16 protein-coding genes are annotated in these 16,360 nt (G+C 40.9%); 10 read left to right on the forward strand and 6 right to left on the reverse strand.

What is annotated here, in order from left to right; all coding sequences use genetic code 11:
• Positions 1–510, reverse strand: a 510-nt coding sequence (locus VF500_RS14820) for a phosphatase PAP2 family protein (protein ID WP_330860407.1), incomplete at its 3' end; no start/stop codon positions are given.
• A 264-nt stretch (positions 511–774) separates the two neighbouring features.
• Here VF500_RS14820 and glmM point away from each other — a divergent pair.
• Positions 775–2,166 carry a phosphoglucosamine mutase gene (gene glmM / locus VF500_RS14825; protein ID WP_330860408.1) on the forward strand — a complete coding sequence of 464 codons (1,392 nt, stop codon included), beginning with the start codon at positions 775–777 and terminating at the stop codon, positions 2,164–2,166.
• Positions 2,167–2,289: 123 nt separating this feature from the next.
• Positions 2,290–3,426 carry a cysteine desulfurase family protein gene (locus VF500_RS14830; protein ID WP_330860409.1) on the forward strand — a complete coding sequence of 379 codons (1,137 nt, stop codon included), beginning with the start codon at positions 2,290–2,292 and terminating at the stop codon, positions 3,424–3,426.
• Between the two features lie 81 nt (positions 3,427–3,507).
• Here the strand turns inward: VF500_RS14830 and VF500_RS14835 are convergent, their stop codons facing one another.
• Both VF500_RS14835 and rpoN read right to left on the reverse strand, forming a co-directional pair.
• The gene (locus VF500_RS14835) at positions 3,508–4,269 is read right to left on the reverse strand and encodes an FRG domain-containing protein (protein ID WP_330860410.1); all 762 of its coding nucleotides are present in this window, start codon (positions 4,267–4,269) and stop codon (positions 3,508–3,510) included.
• A 160-nt stretch (positions 4,270–4,429) separates the two neighbouring features.
• Positions 4,430–5,905, reverse strand: a complete 1,476-nt coding sequence (gene rpoN, locus VF500_RS14840) for an RNA polymerase factor sigma-54 (RefSeq protein ID WP_330860411.1) — start codon at positions 5,903–5,905, stop codon at positions 4,430–4,432.
• Positions 5,906–6,083: 178 nt separating this feature from the next.
• Here rpoN and mscL point away from each other — a divergent pair, with 178 nt between their 5' ends.
• Positions 6,084–6,488 (forward strand): large-conductance mechanosensitive channel protein MscL, encoded by a 405-nt coding sequence (mscL, locus tag VF500_RS14845; RefSeq protein WP_330860412.1) that lies wholly within the window; start codon positions 6,084–6,086, stop codon positions 6,486–6,488.
• 76 nt (positions 6,489–6,564) lie between these two features.
• Here mscL and VF500_RS14850 read toward each other — a convergent pair whose 3' ends face one another.
• The gene (locus tag VF500_RS14850) at positions 6,565–7,443 is read right to left on the reverse strand and encodes a ChaN family lipoprotein (protein ID WP_330860413.1); all 879 of its coding nucleotides are present in this window, start codon (positions 7,441–7,443) and stop codon (positions 6,565–6,567) included.
• A gap of 370 nt (positions 7,444–7,813) precedes the next feature.
• Here VF500_RS14850 and VF500_RS14855 point away from each other — a divergent pair, with 370 nt between their 5' ends.
• From VF500_RS14855 to tsaB, 5 genes are all read left to right on the forward strand, one after another.
• Positions 7,814–8,389, forward strand: a complete 576-nt coding sequence (locus VF500_RS14855) for an ankyrin repeat domain-containing protein (protein WP_330860414.1) — start codon at positions 7,814–7,816, stop codon at positions 8,387–8,389.
• Between the two features lie 408 nt (positions 8,390–8,797).
• Positions 8,798–8,956: a 50S ribosomal protein L34 gene (rpmH, locus tag VF500_RS14860; RefSeq protein WP_110583460.1), complete on the forward strand. Its 159-nt coding sequence runs from the start codon at positions 8,798–8,800 to the stop codon at positions 8,954–8,956.
• Positions 8,957–9,033: 77 nt separating this feature from the next.
• On the forward strand, positions 9,034–9,441 hold the full coding sequence (locus tag VF500_RS14865) for a ribonuclease P protein component (RefSeq protein ID WP_330860415.1): 408 nt from the start codon (positions 9,034–9,036) through the stop codon (positions 9,439–9,441).
• A gap of 11 nt (positions 9,442–9,452) precedes the next feature.
• Positions 9,453–9,695: a membrane protein insertion efficiency factor YidD gene (gene yidD / locus VF500_RS14870; protein WP_330860416.1), complete on the forward strand. Its 243-nt coding sequence runs from the start codon at positions 9,453–9,455 to the stop codon at positions 9,693–9,695.
• Positions 9,696–9,704: 9 nt separating this feature from the next.
• Complete coding sequence (tsaB, locus tag VF500_RS14875) at positions 9,705–10,397, forward strand: tRNA (adenosine(37)-N6)-threonylcarbamoyltransferase complex dimerization subunit type 1 TsaB (RefSeq protein ID WP_330860417.1); 693 nt, start codon at positions 9,705–9,707, stop codon at positions 10,395–10,397.
• On the opposite strand, the gene VF500_RS14880 is transcribed toward tsaB, so the two are convergent.
• Together VF500_RS14880 and VF500_RS14885 are read right to left on the reverse strand one after the other, a co-directional pair.
• A complete protein-coding gene (locus VF500_RS14880) occupies positions 10,394–11,845 on the reverse strand; it encodes a DUF5723 family protein (RefSeq protein WP_330860418.1) in 1,452 nt (483 codons plus the stop codon). The two genes, tsaB and VF500_RS14880, sit on opposite strands and share 4 nt — an antisense overlap.
• Before the next feature lie 135 nt (positions 11,846–11,980).
• Positions 11,981–13,570, reverse strand: a complete 1,590-nt coding sequence (locus tag VF500_RS14885) for a hypothetical protein (RefSeq protein WP_330860419.1) — start codon at positions 13,568–13,570, stop codon at positions 11,981–11,983.
• Positions 13,571–13,656: 86 nt separating this feature from the next.
• On the opposite strand from VF500_RS14885, the gene VF500_RS14890 reads away from it, so the two are divergent.
• Both VF500_RS14890 and priA read left to right on the forward strand, forming a co-directional pair.
• Complete coding sequence (locus VF500_RS14890) at positions 13,657–14,046, forward strand: DUF423 domain-containing protein (protein ID WP_330860420.1); 390 nt, start codon at positions 13,657–13,659, stop codon at positions 14,044–14,046.
• A 6-nt stretch (positions 14,047–14,052) separates the two neighbouring features.
• The coding region (priA, locus tag VF500_RS14895; RefSeq protein WP_330860421.1) for a replication restart helicase PriA at positions 14,053–16,360 on the forward strand (2,308 nt) is incomplete at its 3' end.

The following is a 16,360-nucleotide window of genomic DNA, read 5'->3' on the forward strand; positions in this document are numbered from 1 at the left end:
TGCACCATACAATGCACCGCACAGTACATCTATTGGGAAGTGCACGCCTACGTATACCTGGGCAAAACAAATACTGCCAGCCCATAATATAGCCCAAAACCAGATCCATTTCCACTTGCGGCCAAATACAAAACATAAAAATATGGCCATGGCAAAGTGATCGGTAGCGTGCGTGGAAGGAAAGCTGTACCCGCTACCGCAAGCCACTCTGCTGATATCGGTCACTGATACCACCGGGTCACGGCAGGGGCGAAGGCGTTGCACGTTGTGTTTGATAATAACGCCGCTGGTAAAATCAGCAATCCCGGCTGATGCTGCCAATAGTACAATAACTATAGCTCCCACTTTTTTGTATCGCCATAAACAAAAAGTTATGATGAAAATGTAAAGCGGGATCCAGAATTTAGGATTGCGCAGCAAGGGCATGATCCAGTCGAAAAACGAATTGGACAGGTCGTGGTTAATGAAATAAAATAAATGCCGGTCGAGATTCAGAAGGTAGTCGGGCATTGTTTTCTTATAATAGATGTTGTTTACTTAATTTCCAAAGTTATCAAATCGGATAAAAAAACCTTGCGGGTTTTCATACTTAGGTTGCTAATTATCCCGTTAAGCATAAAATAATGCGGAGTAATGACAATTGAGCGGCCCTTTACAGTATTAACAAATAACAGATTAACCAGTGTTTTATGTGCAACCGTTTGCGCAATTGCTTAAAACAATATCATTTGTAGCTTATATTTTTTACTTTTACCACACCAAAAACATCGCATTTTGACTTTAATAAAATCTATTTCAGGTATACGTGGCACCATAGGTGGTGCTGTTGGCGACGGTTTAACGCCGCTTGATATTGTAAAGTTTACTTCGGCCTACGGATCATGGGCAGTAAAAAAATCAGGAATTAAAAAGATTGTAGTTGGCCGTGACGCCCGTTTATCGGGTGCTATGGTGAATAACCTGGTTATTGGTACGCTACAAGGCTTAGGTATTGATGTAGTTGACCTTGGTTTATCAACCACGCCAACTGTTGAGGTTGCTGTTACCGGCGAACAGGCTGCTGGAGGTATCATCCTTACAGCAAGTCATAATCCTAAGCAATGGAACGCTCTTAAATTGCTTAATGCTGATGGCGAGTTTATCAGTGATGCCGATGGCAAAGAAGTACTTGAAATTGCCGAAAACAGCGACTTTAAATATGCCGATGTAAATGATCTGGGTAAAGTTACCCATGATGATAGCTGGCTGCAAAAACACGTTGACCTTGTATTGGCTTTGCCATTGGTTGATGTTGAAGCGATCAAGAACGCCAACTTTAAAGTAGTAATAGATTGTGTAAACTCAACAGGCGGCATTTTTGTGCCTGCCTTATTGAAAGCTTTGGGTGTTGAAACTGTTCACGAGTTGTATTGTGAGCCGGACGGTAATTTTCCGCACAATCCTGAGCCGCTGCCCGAAAACCTGATAGCATTATCAAAAGAGGTAGTGAGCAAGCGGGCTGACCTGGGTATTGCAGTTGATCCGGATGTTGACCGCCTTTGCTTTGTTTGTGAAGATGGCAATATGTTTGGTGAGGAATATACGCTGGTTGCCGTAGCCGATTATGTACTGAAAAATAAGGTTGGTAACACGGTCTCCAATCTTTCATCAACCCGCGCCCTGCGCGATGTTACTGAAAAAGTTGGCGGTGAATACCATGCCGCGGCGGTAGGAGAGGTGAACGTAGTTAACAAAATGAAAGAGGTTAACGCGATCATAGGCGGTGAAGGCAATGGCGGGGTTATTTACCCTGAATCACATTACGGGCGTGATGCTTTGGTAGGCATAGCCTTATTTTTGACTCATTTGGCAAAGTATGGAAAGTCGGTTTCGAGCCTACGTGCGTCATATCCGGGTTATTTTATTTCAAAAAACAAGATCACCTTAACGCCCGAAATGGACATAGATGCCCTTTTGAGCAAGGTGGAAGAGAAATATATCAAACAGCCTCATTCAACAATTGATGGCTTGAAAATAGAATTTGATAAAGAATGGGTACATTTGCGGAGGTCAAACACCGAGCCCATTATCAGGATCTACTCCGAAGGCAATTCTGAAACTGTGGCAAACGGTTTGGCCAACAAGATCATCGCTGATATTAAGGAGATCTTACAACTGAAAGGTTAATTTACCGGTATTAAAAAATAACAGGGCAACCGGCGATACATATCGTTGGTTGCTTGTGTATTTAATTATATCGGGCATGTGTTTTAAAGTTACTGATCCATTAATTTATAAATTTTAACAAGAATGCGCGTTTATTTTGATAATGCCGCCACTACTCCGCTCGACCCTGATGTAATGAAGGAGATGTATAAGGTTATGGAGAACCAGTTTGGTAATCCATCGTCCATACATGCCCACGGCAGGGAAGCACGTACTTTAATTGAGCGTTCGCGTAAAACGATTGCCGGTTTACTGCATACCTCGCCGGCCGAGATCTTTTTTACATCAAGCGGTACTGAGGCCGATAATACAGCCATCAGGTGCGGTATTATTGACAATAACATTACCCACGCTATCACCAGTCATATTGAGCATCACGCAGTGCTCCATACACTGGAAGCGATGGAGAAAGCAGGTTTGATTAAACTGAGTTTTGTGAATATCGATAGTAAGGGAGCTGTTGACTATGATCACCTGGAAACTTTGCTGAAAGATAACGAGCGTAGTTTTGTATCGCTGATGCATGCTAATAATGAAATTGGTACGCTATCAGATATGGAGCGTGTAGGTGATCTTTGCGAGGCCTATAACGCCATTTATCATTGCGATACCGTGCAGACCATGGGCCACTATCAACATGATCTGAGCAAGCTTAAAGCTCACTTCCTGGTATGCGCCGGTCATAAATTACACGGCCCAAAGGGTGTAGGCTTTCTGCATGTCAATCATAAAATAAAGATAAAACCTTTTATTTACGGTGGTGCGCAAGAACGCAACATGCGCGGCGGAACCGAAAATATTTACGGCATAGTTGGTTTGGCTAAAGCGCTTGAGCTGGCTTATGCCGAAATGGATCAACACCAAAACCATATCCAAGGCTTAAAATCCTACATGATGGAGCAGCTGATCAGCAATGTGCCTGGTGTAAGTTTCAATGGTGAAACAGATCCTGCTAAAAGTTTATATACCGTACTTAACGTAGCTTTCCCTGAAATGGAAATGAGCGATATGCTGTTGTTTAACCTTGATATCGCGGGCATCTCAGCTTCGGGCGGTAGTGCTTGTAGTTCGGGTAGCGATATTGGCTCACATGTGTTAACCGCTATCGGTGCCAGTTCATCAAGGCCGTCGGTGCGGTTTTCGTTTTCGAAATACAATACTAAAGATGAGGTTGATTTTGTAGTAGCCAAAGTTCGTGAGCTTTGTGCTGTGAATGTGTAATCACTGAATCATACTAAGACAAAAGGCCTCGAGAATAAATTTCTTGAGGCTTTCTTTAATATGATATAACATCATAAAACATTAGAAGTCATAATCAAATCTAATTTTTTTAGAAAGATTACTCAAGTCTCCGTATATTGAGTAATGATTAATTCCTAACGAAGCCAAATCTTTCTTTAAATTCATCTTGATATTTTGCGGAATAATTGCACTCTTTAAAGATGGGTTTTCTTTTACGGTGAGTATTTCCGTGCCGGGAGCGTGAAATGTGAAAAAACTACTTTGAAGGACCATTCTCGAATCATTATGTTTTGGTCTTGTTGGGATGATAAATGAAGGGTATTTAGCGCCGTATGAACTTAATGGCTTCCAGGAAAAACAAGGATCTATCGCTTCTTTTAAAATAGCGTTGTTCATCGTTGCAATACCAAATTTGCTACGGGTTTTATTAATGTCAAATTGGTAAGCATCAAGAGTAAATAATTCACCGTCTTTGTTATCATTTCCATCAAGCGCAAAAAATAATGCGACCAGTGGATTACTTGTCCAATCTAATAGCCGGGTCGGCATGCCGTAATGTTGCTGAAGGAAATATCGTTCAACATTGTTATGTTGTTCGTTGACTAAAGCAGACTGAATCATAAAATCTTGACTTAGATGATTTTCTTGCCTAAGTCGTTCGGTCTCATCTTTAAAGGCTTTTCTGAAAATTCCCGGATGAAGTTTGTATGAATTGTTAGAGTGCCCTCTGAACCATTCTCTTAGATGGATATTGCCTGAGTTTTTTCGGTTGCTTTTTACAAAAGCTAATAAATCTTCAATCGAATTTATTTGGCTATGCACGGTGATAAGATTTTAGCCAAGATAATCAAATTCCAGAAACCACTCAAATATTATTCATTATGAGGATAGACATGCATTATAAAAGAGGGAAATTAAGTGGGTATGTATTGAAATAAATTTGCAAGATTAGCCTCATACAAAAAACTAATCTTGCAAACAGCTACAACTCTTTCCTTAACCTTGCCACCGGGATATTCATTTGTTCGCGGTATTTGGCTACGGTACGGCGGGCTATGTTGTAGCCTGCATCTTTCAGGATCTCGGTCAGTTTTTCATCAGCAAGGGGATGGCGTTTATCTTCCTGGCCAATATGCTCTTCCAATATCTTTTTAACCTCTTTGTTGGATACTTCCTCGCCGCTTTCGGTTTGGATAGCTTCAGAGAAGAATGATTTTAACAGGAATGTACCGAACTCTGTTTGTACATATTTGGAGTTGGCTACGCGCGATACTGTCGAGATATCCATGCCTATACGGTCGGCTATATCTTTCAGGATCATCGGCTTCAGGTTTTTGTCATCGCCGGTAAGGAAAAACTCGTACTGGTATTGCATGATAGCATTCATGGTTTTAAGCAGCGTTTGCTGGCGCTGTTTAATCGCATCAATAAACCATTTGGCCGAATCCAGCTTTTGCTTTACAAACTGAACGGCTTCCTTTAGTTTTTTATCTTTTTGGGAAGCCTTGTCATAATGCTGAAACATTTCCTGGTATGAGCGACTTACCCTAAGCTCAGGCGCATTTTTGGAGTTGAGGGTAAGGATCAGCGTGCCATCATTATTGGTGATATGAAAATCAGGGATCACCTGCATTTGCTTGGTATTGATCTCGTTCGAGTCGCCGGGTTTGGGGTTAAGTTTCAAAATTTCATTAACAACACCACGCAACTCAATCGAGCTCATGTTTAATGATTTTTCAAGCTTGTCGTAATGTTTACGTGTAAACTCATCCAGGTAATGTTCAACAACCAATATCGCTTTTTTGACGATAGGATCGTTCGCGTCCTTTTTACGAAGCTGGATCAGCAGGCATTCCTGCAAACTGCGTGCACCTACGCCGGGAGGGTCAAAACCCTGGATCACCTTCAGCATGTCTTCTACTTCATCATCTTCGGCCAGCACATTTTGTGAAAATGCAAGGTCGTCGGTAAGCGACATGATCGGGCGGCGCAGATAGCCATCATCATCAAGGCTGCCTATGATCTGCTTGCCGATCATGAAATCTTTATCACTTAAAGGCAAAAGGTCAAGCTGTAATTGCAGGCTTTCAAAAAATGAGCTTTGTACGGCAATAGGGATTTCCTTGCGTTCATCCTCGTCATCGCCATTTTGGTCATAGCGCGACCCATAATCGTTTACGTTATCTTCCTGCAGGTAGTCGTCAATATTAAATTCATCCATCTCGCCCTTTTCCTCGTCGCTGTTGTAATTATCTTCGTCGGGATCGCGGTCGGGGTATTGTTCCTCGGGTTCGTTTAGGTTGGTAAGGCTCAGATCTTCAAGTGCGGGGTTTTCTTCCAGTTCTTCTTTTATCCGGGTATCAAGCGAAACAGTAGGCACCTGCAGCAATTTTATAAATTGTATTTGCTGCGGTGAAAGTTTTTGTAAAAGTTTTTGTTGAAGGTTCTGTTTTAGCATAATTAAGATGTAGCCAAAAATACATCAAATTAATATTAACTGAAAATTACTTGAGGTATCTGCTTTAAAGTTGTTAAATGATTTAGGCATATCAATTGTTTTAGCGTCAACAAAAAAACTATATAAATAGATTGTTTGTGTAATATTACTAACTTTAAATTAACCAAACTTAAATTTTATGGCTATAGTAAAAGAGTTCAAAGAATTTGCAATGCGCGGAAACGTGGTTGACCTTGCGGTTGGTGTTATCATCGGTGCTGCATTTGGTAAAATTGTTACTTCGCTTGTTGCAGACATTATTATGCCGCCCATAGGCATGGCCACCGGCGGTATTGATTTTAAAGATCTTAAGTATGTACTTAAGCCGGCGGTTGATAAAACTCCGGAAACAGCTATCAATTATGGTTTGTTTATCAACAATGTGATCGACTTTGTTATAGTTGCTTTTTGTATCTTTTTAATTGTAAAAGCTATTAATTCGCTGAAGAAAAAAGAGGAAGAAGCTCCCGCAGCACCACCCGAGCCAACCAAAGAAGAGGTCTTGTTAACTGAGATCCGCGATTTGCTGGCTAAGAAAGCTTAAAAGTAATTTAGTTGATGGTTCATAGACCATGGTTCATTGTATGACCGGCCATGAACTATGAACCATTTGCTATGAACTAAAATGTTTTTGGCAGCTTTGGGTCGGTTAAAATGACATAGTCGGCCATACCTGCTAATTTGTTCCAGTCGGGGTTGTCAAAACTATCATCGGCATAAGTTGCTATATTAAGCACACGTAATTTTGGTGCGTATTTTTTAAGCTGGGCTACTGCTCCCAGTTTCTCTTCGCTATGAAAACCACCATTTAGTTGCAGCACTTTAAAACCGGTATGGTTTTTCAGGAACTTTGTTATCGACCAGCCCATGGTAGCATCCCAAAGATTTTGCGACTGATAGATCTGCATGCCCGGCATTGAAGCATGGCCTCCCATTATTTTAGCGAATTTATCATAATAGGCCCCTGTAGCTGTATCAATAGGCAAAGGTGCAAGGTAGCTTCTTGCCTGGGCGTCAAGCTGCTTTAAAATATCGAGGCCACCGCGTGTAACCATATTGGTATAACGGGTAGGAGCATTGGCTGCAATCACCGGCAGGTGATTGGTTTTAGCCAGTTCAACCATTGGCTTATAATCTTTATAATTCGGCCAGGTTCGGGCATCGGTGACCAGGTTTTTTTCACGGATGAGGCCGGTGAGGTATTCGTTTAAAACAAGTTGGCAGTCAGTTTGGAACATCTCCATGGAAAGCGCAGTTTTTTGAGGATATTTTTCTGCGAGCTTTTTAAATAAGGTAAATTCAAGATAGTGGGCTGTTGAATCATTATGCTCTTCGCCAAAGAAAAGCACATCGGCATTGGCCATATCATTAATAATATCATCCGGCGTGATGAGTTTTTTTGCTGATGTGCTGTATATTTTATAATGGCTTGCGGATAACTCCTGGGCCTTGGTAATAGTAGATAAGAATATCAAAAGTATCGCGATGGCTAATTTCATTTGTCGATATAAAAAGGTTGAATTTACATTTTGCAAATGCTTCAGAGCTATTCTGTTTAATGTTTTTTAGTTTTTATTGTCATGGTAATGTCAGCTAATATTCCTTAATGGTTTATGGAGATAAACTAATAATTAATCTTTGGTTTAACTGCTCGTTTATTCCAGGAAATACGCTGCAAGTTGTTTAGTTCATTCCGTTCATTTTTTCTGAAAATTATGATATTATAATTTAAATGCTAAGAAAATATAAGTTTTTCTGCGCGTGTTTTGCGTCTCAACCAACACGGTCCTGTTAAAATTAGGGTAATGTTTTTTTTGTTAATTGCGATAATTTATTAACCGGCTTCGGCCACTAAACAATTGATTATTAATGAAAAAGAAACTTACCCTGTTGTTCCTGATGTCTGTATGTTCAATGCCGATCTTCGCTCAAAACATTTTTACAGCTATCCAGGCCAATGATACCCCCGGGGTTAAATTTTTGCTGAACAAGAGTGCTAACGTAAATGTGAAAGACGAAAATGGCGATACGCCTTTACTTGTTGCAGTTAAAAATAACCAAAGCAGGATCATGAACCTGATCCTGCAAGCTGATGTTAAAGTAGATTATAAAGATAAGGAAGGAAACACTGCCTTAATGATCGCCAGTAAAAACGGCAATGCCGAAATAGTTGGCCAGTTGCTGCATTATTATCCCAATATCAACAACCGTAACAGCAATGGCGTTACCGCCCTGATGTTGGCAGTGAGCGAAGGTAAGACGGATGTAGTAAAAGGTTTGCTGGAGCATGGTGCAAGCATCAAGATCAAGGATAAACAAAATAAAACCGCAGTGGATTACGCTAAAGATGCCGGCAAAACCGAAATGGTATCCTTGCTTAACAATATTTATCCTGTTACAGCCAGCTTGAAAAATAGCGGATCATACGCTATCCCTTTTCAATAACTATGCTTCGACGAGCTACCTATGATAAGTTGTAGAATCAAGCCTTACGAAGTTTTTAAAACTTCGTAAGGCTTCTCCGCTTTATCATTTCACGCTGGGCTTTAACTCTACCCATGACAACTTAAAAAGGGTGTCATACTGAGTTTATCGAAGTATAGTGGGTTGGGCCTCTACGCACGAGTCATCGACAGGTTCAAACTGACAGGCTGTGTAGTTAGCCAGGATTGTAATCCGGATCAAAAATATCGCAGATCAATTAGTTATTGTCAATAAAAAACTGCTAATTTGCTGCTGTTGAGCAGGTACGCCGATGTTGTTATAAATACAAAAAATAGTATTTGAATTATTAAATAAAATAACTACATTTGCGCTCTTGTTTTAAAAAGACGAATAGAATAAAATATAGCCATGAAAAGAACGTTTCAGCCTTCTCAAAGAAAAAGAAGAAATAAACACGGTTTCCGTGAACGCATGTCAACTGCTAACGGTAGGAGAATATTAGCAGCCAGAAGAGCTAAAGGCAGAAAAAGGTTAACTGTTTCTGACGAAGGCAGACACAAAGCATAATTGAGGTTGCCCTGCCCTTATTTATAAGGGTTTGGAACCGCTTATCTGCTTTATCCTTCGGTTCAAAAATGGCAACTATGTATACTTTTAAAAAAGAAGAACGGTTATGTAACAAGAGGCTTATTGATAAGCTTTTTCATAACGGTTCTTCTTTTTTATGTTATCCCTTCCGGGTATCCTGGCTTGTTAATCCTGAGCCTCAGCTTCATCCTGCGCAAATTCTTTTTTCCGTTCCCAAAAGGCGTTATAAGCACGCTGTTGACCGTAACTTACTAAAGAGGTTAATGCGTGAGGCCTACAGGCTTCATAAACAACAACAGCTTTATAATATCCTGCAGCAATCAGATAAAAGAGTCCTTATTTCGGTAGGTTACGTAGGTAAAGAAGTTGAGCCATACCTTTTCATTGAGAAAAAAATGCTGAAGCTGCTTGCTCAGCTTGGCAATGAGTTATCAGCTGCTACAGTACAGGTTACGACCAGTTAACAAAAAAGCGTATGGATGCAATTGCCCGGTTTTTAAAAGCAATAGTAGGTGGGATATTTATCATACTAATCAAGTTTTACCAATATTTTATATCTCCGCTTTCAGCCGCATCGTGCCGGTATACGCCAACCTGTTCGCAATACGGTGTAGAAGCCATCAAAAAGCACGGCGCGTTTAAAGGCGGTTGGTTAACCATTAAGCGCATTGTCAGTTGTAACCCCTGGGGCGGTCATGGGCATGATCCCGTGCCATAAATTTGTAATATGAGCCTGATACTTCAAATAGAAACAGCAACAACATCCTGCTCAGTAGCCCTTGCCCGTTATGGCGAGGTTTTGGGTTTTAAGGAAATAAATGCCCGTAATATCCATGCCGAGGTTATTACATTGTATATCGATGAACTGCTGAATAAGGCCGGAATAAGTTATAATGATCTTGATGCTATTGCTGTAAGCAGTGGCCCTGGTTCATACACCGGTTTAAGGATAGGTGTATCTACCGCTAAAGGATTGTGTTTTGCTCTTGATAAGCCATTGATAGCTATTGAAACTCTGGAGGCTATGGCTTATGGTGTTATTAATAACCCCGGTTTTTTTGAAGAAAGTAACACACTGTTATGCCCGATGATAGATGCTCGCAGAATGGAGGTTTACACTGCCTTATTTGACAGCGAAGGCAATAGGGTACGTGCAACCGCTGCCGATATTATTGATGAGAATAGCTTTGCCGATCATTTAAAAAACAACAAGATCATCTTTTTTGGCGACGGTGCCGAAAAGTGTAAAAACGTTTTAAGCGGCAATCCCAATGCTAAGTTTTTAGATGGTTTTATAAACTCGGCAACATACCTTACACAAAAGGCAGCGCAAAAGTTTGCTGATGGCGCTTTTGAAGATGTGGCTTATTATGAGCCTTATTACCTGAAGGATTTTATAGCCGGCAAAAAAGCGCTTTAATTATTGGTTTTAAAGATACGGCCGAATAAGCGCCCGAAAAATCCCTTTTCACCCATTGGGACGTAGCTGGAGTTCATTGGGTGCTCAATTACCCGTCCAAATTTGAGCGAAAAGCCCAGGAAGATATCGGCGCCTGTATAGTTGCCTATGTGGTTTATTTGAGTGGTATTATTTAAAGTAGCTAAAGTAAAACGGCCCGTATTGATCAAGCGCTCTGAGCCGATAAAAAATTCCGTATTAGCCGATTTTAACATGATCTGTGCTCCGAGGTTAAATAGTTTATAATCATCGTAGGTGGCTGTTAAGGTAGCTATAAGATTATTTTTTTGTACGGAGTTAACCCATGCGCCCGTAAACCCAGGGTAAAACATTTCCTTTTGAGCTACAACGGTTGGGAAATACCTGAATGTTTTATCATCATCAAGCCAGTAACTTTTAGATACGCTTAACTCGGCTTTTGCATTGGTTTTTGTGTTAAAGGAAGTAACCTGGCCATTGCCCCTGAACAGATCATATACAGCATTATAAATGCTTTTTTCACGGTGCTCGGATGTGATATCCTCTATATTTGTTGTGTTGTCAAAATTAGTAATGGTTGAGCGCTTGTTCCAGTGGATAAAGCCCAGGTCCTTTATATTGCCTTGTATAAGTATCCCATCTTCCGTTCGGTAGGTTGCACCCATTGAAATCGAAGCTCCCGGATTGCGGAGTGTTGGTAAAAAATCGCGGCCATTTAACCTGCCCGGTACATAACTCCTGTAATACTTGCCTTTCATGTAAACGTCGGCATTGTCGTTGTTAGGATCTGCCAGGTCCCGGTTAATTTGCAGGCTCGACTGATCTACATCTATTTTATTGTATTGAATACCTGAAAGGTAGCTCAGCTTGAAACCTATTGACAGTTGTTTAGCAACCTGCTCCCGGTAAGTAAAACCTAACTGATCATACATCTGCACCATGTAATGGTTGTTGAATATATTATCATAGTTGTTATAAGCAAAATTTGAGGGGCCGTCAAGAAAAGCAACAGATTCATCAGTGACCAGGCCTTTGCTCTCTATCCTGGTTTGCGCCGAAAAGCCCATTTCAACATTGCCGTTCAGGCTGCTGAAAAACTTAAGCATTACCGCATAAGCATTGCCGTTAACATTAAAATGGTTTAAAGCATTTTGGCCTATCTTGAGTGATGAAGTGTTATAAAATGGAGGATTACCAAACGCCCGGCTTTTGAGCGGCTGTTGTATGTGCCCGGTTATATAGAAATTGGCATCGAAATTAGGAACAAAAAAATTAAATGCTATCTGCCTGCTGGAATCGGGAATAAAGGCCCTTTGTGACGGGTTTTCAAACGAATCATAAAGGGTACCGGTGTTATATTGCGAAAATTGTTGAGCCGATACGGATAAAGAACAAAGTGTTAAAAAAAGAATAGTAAAGATCTTATTCATATTATAGCTCACATGCTTAAACCCCGAACTATCCAAAGATAGATTAAAGTTGATGCCGGTAAAATTTATTACAAATTTCTGTTTGTATTGTTCTACGAAATCGAACAGTTATTGTTGTGTAAACACACAATAAATTTATTTTTTTGCTGCGCTTGTATCAGGAGCATTTAAACGCATACAAAAATTGGTATAAAAACTTTTATCAGATGCAGTGAGCTGGAAGGCTGCTCCGTAATAATTTTTCCAGCCGGGATCGCTGTTTTCAAAAGCATCGTAAAACGGCTTTTTTAAATCTCGCTTTAATACCGGTTGGGTGTTTTTAAAGTTGATAAAAAAAGCCACATTGCTTCTTTCGGCCAGTAAATTATCAAATTGTGTATACTGATCTGTTTTACCGATGAATTTGCGGTTGAAGTAGGTGTCATTATAACTTTCCAGTTCGGATACTGATGTAGCGAGTATAAGGTAGTTGTCAATGATCATAAAGTAGGGCTTTTTGAAAATGCTGAATGCATCACCCAATAAAAAGAAAGGCAGTTTTTCATAATTAAACTGACCAACTTTATCGGTAACCATATTACTGATGTTCATCATCAGCGGAAACAGCCTTGAACCATCCTTAACAGATATAATGGCAAATTTTTCAAAATAGCGTGTTGTAACTATCGCAAACTCATTGCCGAGCAGTTTTTCAAACTCGGGTTTTATATACAAGCCCGCTTCTGATTTTACTTTGTTTAAGAGCTCATTTTTTTCTTTACCTACGCCTGCTTTATCATGCCATTGCGAAAGGTCGGCTTCAAACTTTTTAGGATCTGAAACAGCGAAGCTTGTGCTGTAGGCAGTTGTAGCCGGGAAAATATCTTTTAAATGATTTTCGACCGGTTGCTGGGCTGCAAATATGTTTAAATAGCTGGTTGCGTTATTTTGTTTGGTGGTAAACCCGTTAAACATCAGCGCATCGCTTTTATAATTTAGGTTTAATGCCGCATAGGCCGGTAACATTCTGAAACTCTTGAAAAGATCGGTAGTTTTATTCAGGAACAACTGATCAAAAAGCGTGTTAAGCTGGTTGTAATTAATGTAAAGATTGGCAAGCGAATTAGCGTTTTGCTGCTCTGGCATCGGTACAAAGCCGTTATGGCCTTTATCCTGCTGGTATATGGCGCTATGATCAACCAGGTCTTTTGAAAAACTGCCCGAAAATATATTGTCGCCCGTTTTTATGATATAAAAATGTTTGTTAAGCGGCTTCACAAAAATATTATATCCCTGGCTCGTGGCTATTTGCATCGGCGCTATTTGTAAAGCGTTTTTGGTATCCCTGGTCAAATGGTCAAGCGTTGCTGTGGAAAATGTTTTTGATGCCGAGGTAGTTACAAGCAGGCTAATCTCGTCATTATTGGTTGGGTGAAGAGAAATGAAAATATTCTGACCGTTGAAAAATTGGTCAAGCTGTGGGGAGGCAATGAATAGTTTACGAAGGGTGTCAAGCTCATTCAACTTATCATGGCCGACAAAAGCACCTAATAAATGGTTGCCTGCAAAAATCTCGTAAAATCCCTTTTCATTAGTAAACTCAAAAACTGCTACGGCATTATCAGGTATAGCATGCATAACCTGTCCTGTACGCACTCCCGGCGGACTCAGATTTTTAAAATATAATACCGTTATAAGCACGGTAGCTATAATTAAAAATATAGTGGTTACTATCAGTCGTTTCATAGCAGGGGTGTGCAGCAAATATAGAATTTTACCCCACGGCGTTAAAGTAATACTTTCAATTGGTTAACTTAGCTTTTTATATCTGCATGAACAAACAAATAATTATTACCGCTTCGTTTTTAGGTATGCTGGCCGTTATTACCGGCGCTTTTGGAGCACACGGATTGAAGGCTGTGTTAACACCTGCGCAACTTGAGGTTTGGCATACTGCTGTTCAATATAACTTTTACCATGTTTTTGCCTTATTGTTCCTGGCTGCTTTTGCAGGTAAAAGGGACGGAGGGTTGATATCTGCCGCGCATTATCTTTTTACTTTTGGCATCATTCTTTTTTCAGGGTCGCTTTACCTGCTTTCATGCCGCGATTTGCTGGGCTGGAACTGGCTGATTAAGCTGGGCCCGGTTACACCTATCGGTGGTTTATTGTTCATATTAGGCTGGCTGATGCTGGCATTGGCTGCCATCCGCAACAAATAATCAAACATGTTAGAGTTTGCCGAAATTGAACATACCGACCGTGAAACGCTTTTTGCCGAAGTGATTTTGCCTCTGGCTATTTCAAAAAACTACACTTACCGGGTACCTTATGATCAAAACAATGCTATTGCCATAGGCAAAAGGGTGGTGGTACAGTTTGGTAAAAGCAAGCTTTATACGGCTATTGTTAAAGAGATCAGCAAACTGGCCCCAGAAAAGTACGAGGCCAAATATATTATCGAAATTCTTGATGATCGCCCGGTTGTAACCCCTAAACAGCTTGAGTTTTGGCAATGGCTGGCTGATTACTATATGTGTAATATTGGCGAAGTTATGAACGCCTCGCTGCCATCAGCGCTAAAACTGGCCAGCGAAACTCGTATTGTACTTAACAGGGAGTATGAGATAGATAAGACTACGCTTCATGACAAGGAGTTTCTAATTGTTGAGGCTCTTGAAATTCAGCCCGAGCTTACGATAAGCGATATTACCAAGCTACTGGGGCAGAAAACCGTAATGCCGATATTGAAGATGATGTTTGAGAAAAACATTATCAATATATCTGAAGAGGTAAGCGAGCGTTATAAGCCGCGTAAACGTACTTTCATTACGCTTAACCCGGTTTATACTAACCAGGACAATTTACGGGAGCTGTTCCCGATACTGGAAAAACGGGCGCCTAAACAGGCCGATGCTTTACTGGCTTATATCAAACTGTCCCGTCATTCAAAAAACATCACCAAAAACGAACTTATTGAAGAGAGCGGGGCCGGTGAATCAAGTATCAAATCGCTGATTGAAAAGGAGATCTTCTTTTCGGAAGACAGGAGCGTTAGCCGCCTGCATTTTGAAGAAGACGATGAAGTTGGCGATAACTTTGAATTAAGCGAACAGCAAACGATAGTACTGCAAAGTATTCAGGAGCAGTTCAGGGAAAAAGATGTAACGCTGCTGCATGGCGTAACCTCATCGGGCAAAACACAGTTGTATGTGAGGTTGATAGAAGAGATCATACAGAGCGGAAAACAGGTGCTTTACCTGCTGCCCGAAATAGCGCTTACCACCCATATTATTGAACGGTTGCGGCTGTATTTTGGCGGCGATATCGGTGTTTATCATTCGCGGTTTAATGATAACGAAAGGGTGGAGGTTTGGCAGAAAGTTTTAAGCGGCGAGTATAAGATTGTGCTCGGTGCACGTTCATCAGTGTTTTTGCCTTTTGCAGATCTGGGCTTGATCATTGTTGATGAAGAACACGAAACATCATACAAACAATTTGAACCTGCACCGCGCTATAATGCCCGCGATGCTGCTATCTTTTTAGCGAATATGCACCAGGGTAAAGTGCTTTTAGGTTCGGCCACGCCATCGTTTGAAAGCTATTACAATGCCCGCACACATAAATATGGCTTTGCAGAGCTGACCGAACGCTTTGGCGGCGTTGAGCTGCCGGATGTGCAGGTGGTAAGCATTGCGCATGAAACCAAACAAAAAACTATCCAATCGCATTTTACCAGTGTGTTGATGGAGGGTATAAAACAGGCACTTGAAAATAAAGAGCAGGTGATCTTGTTCCAGAACAGGCGAGGCTATGCACCTATCCTGATGTGCAAAGTATGTGCTTATACTCCAAAATGTATCAATTGCGATGTAAGCCTTACCTATCATAAAAGCAGTGGTAAACTGCATTGTCACTATTGTGGTTATAAAGAAGATACGCCATCCATTTGCCCGGCTTGTGGATCAACCCATTTGGAGTATAAAGGTTTTGGTACCGAAAAAATTGAGGATGAGCTGAGTGTTTTACTACCTGAAGCCCGGATAGCCCGGATGGATCTGGATACCACACGGTCGAGAAATTCATTGCAAACCATCCTTAATGATCTGGAAGAAAAAAGAATTGACATCCTTGTTGGCACCCAAATGGTAGCCAAGGGACTTGACTTTTCAGATGTAACGTTGATAGGTATTATCAATGCCGATAGCTTGCTGAAATTTCCTGACTACAGGGCCAACGAGCGTAGTTATCAATTGCTGGCACAAGTAAGCGGCAGGGCAGGTCGCCGGGGCAAACAGGGGAAGGTAGTAGTACAAACCTATGATATTTATCACCGCGTGTTAAAACAGGTAATTGATAACAACTATGCCGATCTTTATTTCACGGAAATGGAAGAACGGAAAAGTTTCAAATACCCGCCGTTCTATCGCATTATTAACCTCGATATCAAGCATAAAAATCCCGATGTCCTCTATAACCAGGCCGAATATCTTGGCGCGCGTCTCAGGGAGCATTTTGGTGAACGGGTGATAGGGC

Source organism: Mucilaginibacter sp., assembly GCF_036383575.1.
Lineage (GTDB): Bacteria > Bacteroidota > Bacteroidia > Sphingobacteriales > Sphingobacteriaceae > Mucilaginibacter.